Source organism: Aquisalimonas asiatica, from assembly GCF_900110585.1.
Classification (GTDB): domain Bacteria; phylum Pseudomonadota; class Gammaproteobacteria; order Nitrococcales; family Aquisalimonadaceae; genus Aquisalimonas; species Aquisalimonas asiatica.
In genome coordinates, this window is sequence record NZ_FOEG01000006.1 from 185868 (window position 1) to 197613 (window position 11746).

Below are 11746 nucleotides of genomic sequence, written 5' to 3' on the forward strand. Positions count from 1 at the left end.
AGTGTGGTGAGGAGGGCTAGAGCGGATTGGTTAATCGAATCGTTGTTTAACAATCAGAACAAGCTGCACTGCAGTACCTCTTGGAGGAGGAGCCATGTTTAGAATTCGACACTGTTTAGCGGCCGCAGCAATCGCGGCCATGGCAACCACGGGCGCTCAAGCGAACCAGAGCGTCCTCGACATGCAGGACAACCCCGAACTCTGGCCGACCCAGCTCGGGAATTACGCCGGTAACCGTTACAGCCGTCTGGACCAGATCAACCGGGACAACGTCCAGGATCTGGTGCCCACCTGGCAGTTCTCCACCGGTGTTCTGCGCGGCCATGAGGGTGGGCCGCTGTATGTGGGCGACGGGCGGCTGTATATCCACACCCCCTTCCCCAACCGGATCTATGCGCTGGATCTGGAAGACGATGGCCGGGTGATCTGGATGTACGAGCCCGACCAGGACTCCCGGGTCATCCCGGTCATGTGCTGTGACACCGTCAACCGCGGTCTCGCCTACGCCGATGGACGTCTGTACCTCAACCAGGCGGACAATACCGTTATCGCCCTGAACGCCGAAGACGGTGAACTCCTCTGGAGTGTCGACAACGGCGATCACACCGAGGGCGAGACCATGACCATGTCGCCCCTGGTGGTGAACAACAAGGTCATCGTCGGCAACAGCGGTGGTGAGTTCGGTGTCCGCGGTCATATCACGGCCTACAACGCCGAGACCGGTGAAATGGAGTGGCGGGGCTATTCCCAGGGACCGGACAGCGACGTGCTGCTGGACCCGGAGACCACCCTGATGATGGGCGAACCGGTGGGTGAAGCGGATCTGGGCGTTACCACCTGGCCGGATGACGAGTGGGAGCGTGGTGGCGGTGCCCCCTGGGGCTGGGTGACCTACGATCCGGAGCTCAACCTTATCTACTACGGCACCGGCAACCCCGGCACCTGGAACCCGGCGCAGCGGGCGATCGATGGTGAGCCGGCCGACAACAAGTGGGCCATCACCGTGTTCGCGCGGGACGCCGACACCGGTGAGGCCAAGTGGGTCTACCAGAAGGTGCCGTTCGATGAGTGGGACTACGACGGCGTCAACGAGAACCAGCTGATCGACGTGGAGTGGAACGGCGAAGACCGCAAGGGCCTGGCGATCATCGATCGCACCGGCTTCGGCTTCCTGCTGGACCGCGAAACCGGCGAGCTGCTGGTGGCGGAGAAGTTTGCGCCGGAGACCAACTGGGCGACCCACTACGATATGGAGACCGGCCGTCCGCAGGTGGATCCGGAGTACAGCACCTTCCAGCAGGGTGTCGACGTGAACACCACCGGTATCTGCCCCACCGCCATGGGCGCGAAGAACATGCAGCCCAGCTCCTACTCGCCGGAAACCGGCCTGATCTACGCCGGCATCAACCGGATCTGCATGGACTACGAGCCCTACGAGACCGAGTACGTCACGGGTCAGCCCTACGTGGGGGCCACGCTCAACATGATGCCGTCGCCCGAGGATGCCGGTGGCCACGGTGGCCTGGGCAGCTTCATGGCGTGGGACCCGGTCGCGGGTGAAGTGGTGTGGGAGATCGACGAGCGCTTCGCGGTCTGGAGCGGTGCCCTGACCACCGCGGGCAATGTCGCCTTCTACGGAACCCTTGAAGGCTACATCAAGGCCGTGGACCTGGAGACCGGCGATCACCTCTGGCAGTTCAAGACCCCGTCGGGAATTATCGGCAACATCAACACCTTCCAGCACGAAGGCAAGCAATACATCGCCGTGCTCTCCGGTGTTGGTGGCTGGGCCGGTATCGGTCTTGCCGCCGGCCTGACCGATCCCGAAGAAGGCCTGGGCGCCGTGGGCGTGTTCGCCGCGCTTGATGACTACACCAAGCTCGGCGGCGTGCTGACGGTCTTCAGCCTGCCCGATCGTTGATCCGCAACGCCCTGACCGCCCGATCCGCCCCGGTTGCAGCAACCGGGGCGGATCGGGCCACGGCCGGTGCGGATCGGCCGCACCGGCTCCATGCCAAGCGAACAAGACGGTGAGCCGGTATGACGATGAACAACAAACTCTGGATGGGGCTGGGGGTTGGCGCGGTTGCCTCCCTGGCAATCGTGTTCGGACCGACCAGCGCATCCGGCGACGACGCCGACTCCGGCGTGCACGAGCCCGGCGTCTATACGGTGGAGGACGGCAAGGTGGACGAGCTCACCTTCCGGGGGTACGAGGCCTACGCGCGCAGCTGTGCCGCATGCCACGGCCCGGATGGCGTTGGCTCGTCGTTCGCACCCAGCCTGGTGCGCGCCGCCGAGCGTCGCGGCTTCGACGAGTTCAGCCGCACGGTGGCGGAGGGGATGGAGGTCCAGCCGGGCCAGGTGATGCCCTCCTTTGCCGATGATCCCTATGTCATGGAGCACGTGGGCCACATCTACAGCTACCTGAAAGCGCGGGCCGACGGCGAGGTGGGACGGGGCCGGCCCCAGGTAATCGAGGAGGAGTGAGCGACGCGTCAACGCACCACGACGAAGATACAGAACCAAGGGGGTGCAATGCATCGTCGTAGCTGGCGTACGGCAATAGTGGCCTGCGGGTTGCTCTGCCTGTCCGGTGCCTTCGGGGTGCCCGCCTGGGCAGGGCCACCGGAGATCACCGAGCGCGGGCAACTGCGGGTGTGTGCCGACGGCAACAACCTGCCGTTCTCCAATCGCGATGGCGAGGGGTTCGAGAACCGCATCGCCGACATGATGGCCGAGGAACTCGACGTCCCGGTGACCTACGTCTGGGCGCCGCAGATCATGGGGTTTGTCCGTAACACCCTGGATCTGGGGGTGTGCGACGTCATCATCGGCGTGGCCGCCGGATACGAGCTGGTCCGGAACACCAACGCCTACTACCGCTCGGTCTATTCCCTGATCGTGCCGGAGGACTCGGATCTCGACGTGAGCTCGCTTCACGACCCCGCCCTGGCGGATCTGCGCCTCGGTGCAATCACCGACACCCCACCGGTGGTGCCCCTGCGCAGCGCCGGCGCCAGCGTCAAGACCTACGCCCTGCAGGCGGACACCCGCGTGGTCTCGCCGGTGCGCAACGCGGTGCAGGACGTGGCTGACGGCGTCACGCAGGGCGCCGTGCTGTGGGGGCCCATTGCCGGCTACTACGCCAGCCGCCAGGACCCGCCGCTTCGGGTCCTGCCGCTGGTGGGCGATACCCCCGGGGCGCACCTGCAGTTCCGGATCACCATGGGGGTGCGCCGTGGCGAACCGCGCTGGATGGACTGGATCAATGACTTCATCGACCGGCGTCAGGCCGACATCGACGCGGTGCTCGCCGACTACGGTGTGCCGCTGGTGGATCGGCACGGGCAGTTGATCCCGGTCGACTCCAACGAGCAAGGAGACTGACACCATGCTGCGACGTTTTCGCTATGGCGTGGCCGGCGGCGTGATCGCGCTAATGGTTCTCTCGGCGGGCAACGTGCAGGCGCAGCGCGCGGCCACCGGGCCGCCGGACTGGCCGTGCGTGCAGCGCCTCATTCCCGAGCTGAGCTGGGGCACCCTGTGGGCGGGGCCATCGCCGGAGGAGCTGGAGCGTGACTGGTGGGACGACGAGGAAGCAGCCCGGGTGGTGCGACACGCCGCCGCCAGGGGCACCAGCGACCAGGAGGCGCTGGAGCGCGTGCGTGCTTTTCTCGAGGAGGTGGACTCCGGCAACGAAGAGCGCCTGACCCTGCTCTTCGCCGGCCTGTTCCAGGAGGTCAACCGCGAGCGCACCCGCACCATCAACGCCGTGCGGCGATACGCCCGCGGCCAGGTGGAGCGCCTCGACGCCATTTCCGAGCTGGTGGACACGCTCGAGGAGCTCCGCTCCGAGGATGCCGATCCAGAGCGTATTCAGCGCGTCGAGGACGAGCTGTTCTGGGAGCGGCGGCTCTTCGAGCAGCGCCAGGACTCCCTGCAGGCCCTGTGCGACAAACCTTACCTGCTGGAGGAGCGACTCAGCCGGCTGGTGCGGGAAATCCAGACCAGACTCTAGCTTGAGGGGGTGCGATGCGGGGACAGACCGGCGTGGCAGGGAGTGTGCTGGCGGCGTTGCTGCTCGCGGTGACAAGCGCCATCGCGCCGGGGGCGCTGGCCGAGGACCCGGACGTGATGACCATTGGCTATATCGGCATGGAACCGCCCGGCGACCGGGCGCCGGTGTCCCTGCTGGACCCGGAGCTGGATGACGAAGGTGTGCAGGGCGCGCGCCTAGGCATCGCGGATAATAATGCCACGGGCCAGTTCCTCGGCCAGGATTTCACCCTTGTAGAGGCCATTGTCCCCGACGACGGTGACGTCCACGCCGGCCTTGATGAACTCGTCGACGCCGGGGCCCAGTGGATCGTCAGCGGTCTGCCTTACGAGGCGCTGCGGTCGCTGATGGAGCACCCGGACGCCCAGGCGCGTGTCGTCTTCAATGCCGGCGCCCCGGACGACAGCCTCCGTGGCGAGCACTGCCGGGCGAACCTGTTCCACACCATGCCCAGCCGGCGCATGCAGGCTGATGCGTTGGCGCAGTTCCTGCGCTACAAGCGCTGGAACCGCTGGGCGCTTGTCCATGGCAACACCGATGAGGACCGGCGCCTGGTGGCCGCCTACCGGGACGCCGCCCAGCGCTTCGGCATGCGGGTGGTGGGCGAGAAGGAGTGGCCGCACACCGCCATGGCCCGCCGGGCCGAGGGTGGGTTTCACGCCATCCAGCGCGAGATCCCCGTCTTCGTCCAGGACTTCTCCGAGCACGACGTGCTGGTGATCGCCGACGAAACCGACTATTTCGGCGAGTACTTTCCGCATCAGACACGGCTGCCCCGCCCGGTGGCCGGCACCCAGGGGCTGATGCCCACCGCCTGGCACCGGGGCCACGAATCCTGGGGCGCCGTGCAGCTCCACCGCCGCTTCGAGGACCAGGCCGAACGCTGGATGACGCCCCGGGACTTCGCCGCGTGGGTGGCCGTGCGGGCGCTGGGTGAGGCGGCCTCGCGCACCGGCTCAGTCGAGCGCGAGGTGGTGGAGGCGTACATGCTCGGCGACGACTTCGCCCTCGCCGCCTACCTGGGGCAGCCCGTGAGTTTCCGCTCCTGGGACCGGCAGCTCCGCCAGCCGATGCTGCTGGCCGGGCCGCGGATGATCGTATCCGTGTCGCCACAGGAGGGGTTCGAACACCCGAACACGCCACTGGACTCCCTCGGGCACGACGCCCCCGAGTCCCGGTGCGAGCTGGACTGACCGGCATGGGCCCGCGCCCATGCATCACCCCGGAGAGCCGGACATGATCACCAGACCTGGAGCCCTCTGCTGTCTACTCGTGGCACTGCTGCTGGTGCCGCCCGCGGCCCTTGCCGAGCGCGTGTTCGTCTCCAACGAGAAAGACAACACCATCTCGGTGATCGACGCCGAGAGCATGGAAGTCACCGACACCATTCGTGTCGGCCGCCGCCCGCGGAGCATGGCATTCAGCAACAACGGGGAATGGCTGTTCGTGGCCGTGGGCGATGACGAGGCCATCGACATCATCGACCTGGAGACCCTGGAAGTGATCGCGCGCCAATCCTCCGGGCCCGATCCGGAGGTGATTCGTGTCGATCCCAACCGGCCGTACATCTACGTCTCCAACGAGGACGACAACATCGTCACCGTCATCGACTACGAGCGCCGCAGCCGCGTGGCGACGGTGCCGGTGGGGGTGGAGCCCGAAGGGCTGGCCATCAGCCCGGACGGCAAATGGATCGTCAACACCACCGAGACCTCCAACATGGCGCACTTCATCGACGCCGAGTCGCTGGACGCCGTGCACCATGTGCTGGTGGATGCCCGCCCGCGCCACGCCGTGTTCACCCATGACGGCGCCGAAGTCTGGGTTTCGGCAGAGATCGGCGCCACCGTGTCGGTGATCGACATGGACGACCTGGCGGTCACGCACACCATCCGCTTCGACATCCAGGGCGTGCCGCGGGAGACCGTGCAGGCCGTGGGGGTGGAGCTGACGTCGGACGGCCGTTACGCCTTCGTGGCGCTGGGGCCGTCCAACCGCGTGGCCGTGGTGGACCAGCAGAGCTACGAAGTGCTGGATTACATTCTGGTCGGGCAGCGCGTGTGGCACCTCGCGCTCAACAGCGACGAGACGCGGCTATTCACCACCAACGGCGTCAGCGGTGATGTGACCGTGATCGACGTGGATGCGCTGCGGCCGCTGCGCTCGATCCCGGTGGGCCGGTTCCCGTGGGGCGTGGTGGTCAGCCCATGAGTGTGGCGGTGGCTCCGGCGGGCGCGGATCCGGCACTGGAGGTGGCTGACCTGGACTTCAGTTACAGCGGCAAGCCGATTCTGAAGCAGGTGGGTTTCTCCGTGGCGCAGGGGGGCTTCGCCGTGCTGCTGGGCCCCAACGGTGCCGGCAAGACCACCCTGTTCTCGCTCATCACCCGCCTCTACGACCGGCGCGTGGGCACGATCCGGGTTGGCGGCTGCGACGTGCGCGACCTCTCCACCGCGGCGCTCGGGCAGATGGGCGTGGTCTTCCAGCAGCCCACCCTGGACCTGGATCTCACCGTGCGGCAGAACCTCGCCTACCACGCCGCGCTACACGGCATGAGCACCCGCACGGCAAGGCGTCAGGCAGACGAGCAGGTGGAGCGGCTCGGCCTCGGCGACCACCTGCGTCGCCGGGTGCGGGAGCTCTCCGGCGGGCAGCGGCGGCGGGTGGAAATCGCCCGCGGCCTGCTGCACCGGCCACGGTTGCTGTTGCTCGATGAGCCCACCGTGGGGCTGGACGTGGCCTCCCGCCGGGGCATCGTCGAGCACGCCCACCGCCTCAGCCACGACGATGGTGTGGCGGTGCTGTGGGCCACCCATCTCATTGACGAGGTGCACGCCACGGACCAGGTCATCGTCCTGGACCGGGGCTGCGTGCGCGCCGACGGCGGGGTGGCGGACATCCAGGCCGCCACCGGCACGGCCACCATCGCCGATGCGTTCGACGTGCTCACTGAAGCGGGGCACGCATGAGCAGCGTTATCGCCTACGCCCACTGCATGCGCGGCATCCTCACCCGCGAACTCATGCGATTCGTGCACCAGCGCAGCCGCTTCATTGCTGCCCTGGTGCGGCCGCTGGTGTGGCTGCTGGTGTTCGCCGCCGGATTCCGCATGGCGCTTGGCGTGGCCATGACCGAGCCCTACCAGACGTACATCCTGTACGAGGAGTACATCGTCCCCGGCCTGGTGGGCATGATCCAGCTCTTCAACGGCATGCAGAGCTCCCTGTCCATGGTGTACGACCGTGAGATGGGCAGCATGCGCGTGCTGCTGGTGAGCCCGTTTCCGCGCTGGTACCTGTTGCTGTGCAAACTGCTGGCGGGGACGCTCGTCTCCATCGTGCAGGTCTATGTGTTTCTGGCCATCGCCTACGCGTACGGTGTGCAGGCGCCGCTCGGCGGCTACCTCTACGTGCTGCCGGCGCTGATCGTCACCGGTTTCATGGTGGGGGCCCTGGGGTTGCTGCTGTCATCGTTCGTGCGGCAGCTCGAGAACTTCGCCGGCATCATGAACTTCGTCATCTTCCCGATGTTCTTCATCTCCTCGGCGCTCTACCCGTTGTGGCGCCTGCAGGAGTCCAGCGTCATCGTCTACCAGCTGGCGTCGTGGAATCCGTTCACCTATGCCGTAGAGCTGATCCGGTTCGCCCTCTACGGGCACTTCAACACCACCGCCGCGCTGATCACCGGCGCCGTCGCCGTGGTGTTCACCGGCCTGGCGATCCTCGGCTACAACCCCGCCCGCGGCATGATGACCCACAAAGCGGGCAACGGCGGCGACTAGCGAGACGTGGTGGATGTAAACATCCACCCTACAACGGGCCCTGCCGCAAACGACCGTAATGACCGTAGGGTGGACCTTCAGGTCCACCAACCAACCAACTAATCGGAGGAAATCTCCCTCAAATACCGGATCACCAACTCCCGCTCCCGCTCGTCCAGCCCCCAGAACACCATCCGCGAGCCCGGAACCACCTGCTCCGGATTCTCGAGAAAGGCGTCCAGCGTCTCCGGGGTCCACACCACGTCGGCGTTCTCCATGGCGGGTGAATACTGGAACTCGCTCACCGCGCCAGCCGGCCGGTTGAGAATGTTGTGCAGGCTTGGCCCGGCCCGGTGGCTGCCCGGCGCAACCGCGTGGCAGCCCGCGCACTGGGTGATGAATATCCGCTCGCCGCGCACCAGGTCGGCGTTGTCCGCCACGGCCGGTAATGGCGCCAGCAGCACAAGCACCCACCCGATGGAGCGCGTGGCGCCTAGAAGCATCGCAGATCCGCTTCCGCCTGCGCCCGCCGGAACTCCTGCATCCGGTCTTCCATGCCGCGCTCGGTGCGGAACAGCACACCCAGCTCGCCCCGGCGCTCGCGCATGCTGAGTATCGTCTCCGCTTCCTCGTAGTCTTCGTAGGGCATCAGCTCCGCAATCACGTCGATGCTGCAGGCGCACTTCTGCATGACGAGCTGATTCTGCCCATTGGCCGCCATGCAACCGAGCACATAGTCCACACGGGCGGCGGTGGGGTAGTCATTGGCGGCCGCCACCCCGGGTGCCCCGACGAAAGCCAGAAGCAGCAATGGCGCAATGCCGTGAATCAGGCTCCACCGTTTCATTGTGTGATGCTCCCTGATGCCGTCCCGCGTTATTGGAGTATAGACGCGGTTTCCGGATGCTGGCGGCCATAGCAGGCGCCAATGTTCGTCGGCGCAGTCGCATTATTTTAGGGACTGCCTACGCGGCAGCGAACGTCGATCTTGAGGCCTGCATGCAGGACCGGATTTTCTGAGCTGCCTACGCGGCAGCGAACGCAAGAAACGTGTCGAGTGGCCATAGGCGCGTTTTCTGAGCTGCCTACGCGGCAGCGAACCATCGGGGACCTGCCCGAGGGCCAGCTGTGGCTTTCTGAGCTGCCTACGCGGCAGCGAACAACCGCGTCGCCCACTGGGGCGGCATCCGCGATTTCTGAGCTGCCTACGCGGCAGCGAACGATCGAATGCTCGAAAACCTGCAGCGCGAATGTTTCTGAGCTGCCTACGCGGCAGCGAACTTCTTCCCGCCGTCGATGACGTTGAAGCCGTGTTTCTGAGCTGCCTACGCGGCAGCGAACCCAGGAAAACGAGCGGGGACGCCGTGCGTTCTTTTCTGAGCTGCCTGCGCGGCAGCGAACTCCAAGCGAGTGCCCGGGTCTCGAACGTGTCATTTCTGAGCTGCCTACGCGGCAGCGAACCCTGGCGCCGTCAGCGAGGTGCTCTACGGGCTTTTCTGAGCTGCCTACGCGGCAGCGAACGAACGGTGCCGTGGTCGCCCTAGACGAGCTCTTTTCTGAGCTGCCTACGCGGCAGCGAACGATCGCGTCACCACTGAAGGCTTGATCGGTGATTTCTGAGCTGCCTACGCGGCAGCGAACAACCAGTAGTTATAACCAGTAGATCCTCACACATTTCTGAGCTGCCTACGCGGCAGCGAACAGTCGGACCACGGCGGTCATGAAGGACGAGGTTTTCTGAGCTGCCTACGCGGCAGCGAACGATGTGACCGCCCGGGAATGTCTTGTGCAGCATTTCTGAGCTGCCTACGCGGCAGCGAACGCGCGACACTGCACCTCGGGCGCTCCCCATGGTTTCTGAGCTGCCTACGCGGCAGCGAACACAATCCGGCGCTGGGAGTACGGTGACGCCGATTTCTGAGCTGCCTACGCGGCAGCGAACCGCCGCGCCGAGTACCGACGCGCAATCCGCGATTTCTGAGCTGCCTACGCGGCAGCGAACTGGTCATCGGGGCGGTGATCTGCTTGGACATATTTCTGAGCTGCCTACGCGGCAGCGAACCGGGAGCTGGTAGTGGAGGTCGTCATCGGACATTTCTGAGCTGCCTACGCGGCAGCGAACCGTGGTCCGAAACTGACTGGCTGCCCTCGCCATTTCTGAGCTGCCTACGCGGCAGCGAACTCCCCGTTGACACGTGCTCCGCTACCGGCAGTTTTCTGAGCTGCCTACGCGGCAGCGAACATGGACACCCGCCAGGACATGGAGCGGGCTGTTTTCTGAGCTGCCTACGCGGCAGCGAACCTGAAGGGGCAGGACAGCAAGACGTTCCGCCATTTCTGAGCTGCCTACGCGGCAGCGAACATTCCCGTTACGCGGCGGCGGGGCAGCCATTATTTCTGAGCTGCCTACGCGGCAGCGAACCTCCCATGTCCCGGTTGTGCCTGTCAATTCGATTTCTGAGCTGCCTACGCGGCAGCGAACTTCCTGCTGGCCGATCTCTGCGAGCATCTGTCTTTCTGAGCTGCCTACGCGGCAGCGAACGACATGGTGCTGTTCCGGCCCGACAGTGCCGATTTCTGAGCTGCCTACGCGGCAGCGAACATGAAGGATCTAGACCGGCGTCTGCGGCAGCTTTTCTGAGCTGCCTACGCGGCAGCGAACCCGTGGGTGTCGGAGCGGTTGGACTCCCGGATTTTCTGAGCTGCCTACGCGGCAGCGAACGCTGTCTGGGTCACTACATGGAGCCCTACGATTTTCTGAGCTGCCTACGCGGCAGCGAACGCGCCGTACAGGAAGGCGTAGATGAAGGTCTTTTTCTGAGCTGCCTACGCGGCAGCGAACCTATCTTATACGCAGTCCTAATGGTGGTTCTGTTTCTGAGCTGCCTACGCGGCAGCGAACCAGAAGTCCTTCCAGTTCGAGGCGGTGTCATATTTCTGAGCTGCCTACGCGGCAGCGAACCGGCAGGAACATCTGCTCACCAGCCCGGGGACGTTTCTGAGCTGCCTACGCGGCAGCGAACTCACAGTTCCACGCAGCGTACGCGCTCGATGATTTCTGAGCTGCCTACGCGGCAGCGAACTTACGGCTTGAGCGATGCGCGCTGCCGCAGGGTTTCTGAGCTGCCTACGCGGCAGCGAACCGCCTGCCAGCCCTCCGGCAGGGGCATGACAATTTCTGAGCTGCCTACGCGGCAGCGAACGCCAAAGCCGCAGCGAAGCGCATGATAGCGAGTTTCTGAGCTGCCTACGCGGCAGCGAACGCGAGCCATTGCCGTGCGCCAATGCGTAGTTTTTTCTGAGCTGCCTACGCGGCAGCGAACAGCTTCAGCAGTTGCCGGGTGAGCTCGGAGTATTTCTGAGCTGCCTACGCGGCAGCGAACGGGGTGGCGTTGTGACTCTCAGGGACGGTCCATTTCTGAGCTGCCTACGCGGCAGCGAACCGAAGAATACTGCGGAGAGTTGGTATGAGTCATTTCTGAGCTGCCTACGCGGCAGCGAACGGGATATCTGGACCGGGCCGCCGGATGCTAGGTTTCTGAGCTGCCTACGCGGCAGCGAACAGCGACGAGTGAAGTGGCCCCCAAATTTTGGACAGGTGCCTAAGCTCTGATTCATCATCTCCACAAGGAGGAGAATCATGAGCAAGAAACGCAAGCAATACAGCCCATCGTTCAAGTCCAAAGTCGCTCTGGCCGCCCTCAAGGGTGACCAGACCACATCCGAGATCGCCGCCCGATTCCAGATTCACCCCACCATGGTCAGTACCTGGAAGCGCGAGCTGCTGGAGAACGCTCCAGACCTCTTCGAAGGCAAGAGGAAGGCCGGCAAGCAATCCGATGAGCCCAGCACAGACGAGCTTTACCGCGAGATCGGTCGACTGACGGTGGAGCGCGATTTTTTGTCGCGCAAGCTCGATCAGTAAG

At 65.1% G+C, this 11746-nt stretch carries 11 protein-coding genes and 1 CRISPR repeat array; of the genes, 9 read left to right on the forward strand and 2 right to left on the reverse strand.

Annotated elements, in window-relative coordinates:
* Positions 1-94 precede the first annotated feature (94 nt).
* The 8 genes from BMZ02_RS13805 (at position 95) to BMZ02_RS13840 (ending at position 7841) form a co-directional block, all read left to right on the forward strand.
* Complete coding sequence (locus BMZ02_RS13805; RefSeq protein ID WP_091644937.1) at positions 95-1921, forward strand: methanol/ethanol family PQQ-dependent dehydrogenase; 1827 nt, start codon at positions 95-97, stop codon at positions 1919-1921.
* Between the two features lie 119 nt (positions 1922-2040).
* Positions 2041-2490, forward strand: a complete 450-nt coding sequence (locus tag BMZ02_RS13810; RefSeq protein WP_091644939.1) for a c-type cytochrome — start codon at positions 2041-2043, stop codon at positions 2488-2490.
* A 48-nt stretch (positions 2491-2538) separates the two neighbouring features.
* Positions 2539-3390, forward strand: coding sequence for a quinoprotein dehydrogenase-associated putative ABC transporter substrate-binding protein (locus BMZ02_RS13815; RefSeq protein WP_091644941.1), 852 nt, complete (start codon positions 2539-2541; stop codon positions 3388-3390).
* Positions 3391-3394: 4 nt separating this feature from the next.
* Positions 3395-4021 (forward strand): hypothetical protein, encoded by a 627-nt coding sequence (locus BMZ02_RS13820; RefSeq protein ID WP_091644943.1) that lies wholly within the window; start codon positions 3395-3397, stop codon positions 4019-4021.
* 14 nt (positions 4022-4035) lie between these two features.
* Positions 4036-5253, forward strand: coding sequence for an ABC transporter substrate-binding protein (locus BMZ02_RS13825; RefSeq protein ID WP_091644944.1), 1218 nt, complete (start codon positions 4036-4038; stop codon positions 5251-5253).
* 43 nt (positions 5254-5296) lie between these two features.
* Positions 5297-6271, forward strand: coding sequence for a PQQ-dependent catabolism-associated beta-propeller protein (locus BMZ02_RS13830; protein WP_091644946.1), 975 nt, complete (start codon positions 5297-5299; stop codon positions 6269-6271).
* Positions 6268-7029, forward strand: coding sequence for an ATP-binding cassette domain-containing protein (locus tag BMZ02_RS13835; protein ID WP_091644947.1), 762 nt, complete (start codon positions 6268-6270; stop codon positions 7027-7029). Before BMZ02_RS13830 ends, BMZ02_RS13835 begins: the two co-directional genes overlap by 4 nt.
* Positions 7026-7841, forward strand: a complete 816-nt coding sequence (locus BMZ02_RS13840; RefSeq protein WP_091644949.1) for an ABC transporter permease — start codon at positions 7026-7028, stop codon at positions 7839-7841. Before BMZ02_RS13835 ends, BMZ02_RS13840 begins: the two co-directional genes overlap by 4 nt.
* 98 nt (positions 7842-7939) lie before the next feature.
* Here the strand turns inward: BMZ02_RS13840 and BMZ02_RS13845 are convergent, their stop codons facing one another.
* Positions 7940-8323: a c-type cytochrome gene (locus BMZ02_RS13845; RefSeq protein ID WP_091644951.1), complete on the reverse strand. Its 384-nt coding sequence runs from the start codon at positions 8321-8323 to the stop codon at positions 7940-7942.
* A complete protein-coding gene (locus tag BMZ02_RS13850; RefSeq protein ID WP_091644953.1) occupies positions 8314-8667 on the reverse strand; it encodes a hypothetical protein in 354 nt (117 codons plus the stop codon). The genes BMZ02_RS13845 and BMZ02_RS13850 overlap by 10 nt, the downstream gene beginning before the upstream one ends.
* 106 nt (positions 8668-8773) lie before the next feature.
* Positions 8774-11383: a CRISPR direct-repeat array (repeat unit 28 nt; unit sequence TTTCTGAGCTGCCTACGCGGCAGCGAAC).
* Between the two features lie 77 nt (positions 11384-11460).
* Here BMZ02_RS13850 and BMZ02_RS13855 point away from each other — a divergent pair.
* Complete coding sequence (locus BMZ02_RS13855) at positions 11461-11745, forward strand: transposase (protein WP_007153505.1); 285 nt, start codon at positions 11461-11463, stop codon at positions 11743-11745.
* The last annotated feature ends 1 nt before the right edge of the window (position 11746 follow it).

Coding starts and splice junctions, on each gene's coding strand:
- BMZ02_RS13805 (WP_091644937.1), top strand. CDS start 95: ATGTTTAGAATTCGACACTGTTTAGCGGCCGCAGCAATCGCGGCCATG.
- BMZ02_RS13810 (WP_091644939.1), top strand. CDS start 2,041: ATGACGATGAACAACAAACTCTGGATGGGGCTGGGGGTTGGCGCGGTT.
- BMZ02_RS13815 (WP_091644941.1), top strand. CDS start 2,539: ATGCATCGTCGTAGCTGGCGTACGGCAATAGTGGCCTGCGGGTTGCTC.
- BMZ02_RS13820 (WP_091644943.1), top strand. CDS start 3,395: ATGCTGCGACGTTTTCGCTATGGCGTGGCCGGCGGCGTGATCGCGCTA.
- BMZ02_RS13825 (WP_091644944.1), top strand. CDS start 4,036: ATGCGGGGACAGACCGGCGTGGCAGGGAGTGTGCTGGCGGCGTTGCTG.
- BMZ02_RS13830 (WP_091644946.1), top strand. CDS start 5,297: ATGATCACCAGACCTGGAGCCCTCTGCTGTCTACTCGTGGCACTGCTG.
- BMZ02_RS13835 (WP_091644947.1), top strand. CDS start 6,268: ATGAGTGTGGCGGTGGCTCCGGCGGGCGCGGATCCGGCACTGGAGGTG.
- BMZ02_RS13840 (WP_091644949.1), top strand. CDS start 7,026: ATGAGCAGCGTTATCGCCTACGCCCACTGCATGCGCGGCATCCTCACC.
- BMZ02_RS13845 (WP_091644951.1), bottom strand. CDS start 8,323: ATGCTTCTAGGCGCCACGCGCTCCATCGGGTGGGTGCTTGTGCTGCTG.
- BMZ02_RS13850 (WP_091644953.1), bottom strand. CDS start 8,667: ATGAAACGGTGGAGCCTGATTCACGGCATTGCGCCATTGCTGCTTCTG.
- BMZ02_RS13855 (WP_007153505.1), top strand. CDS start 11,461: ATGAGCAAGAAACGCAAGCAATACAGCCCATCGTTCAAGTCCAAAGTC.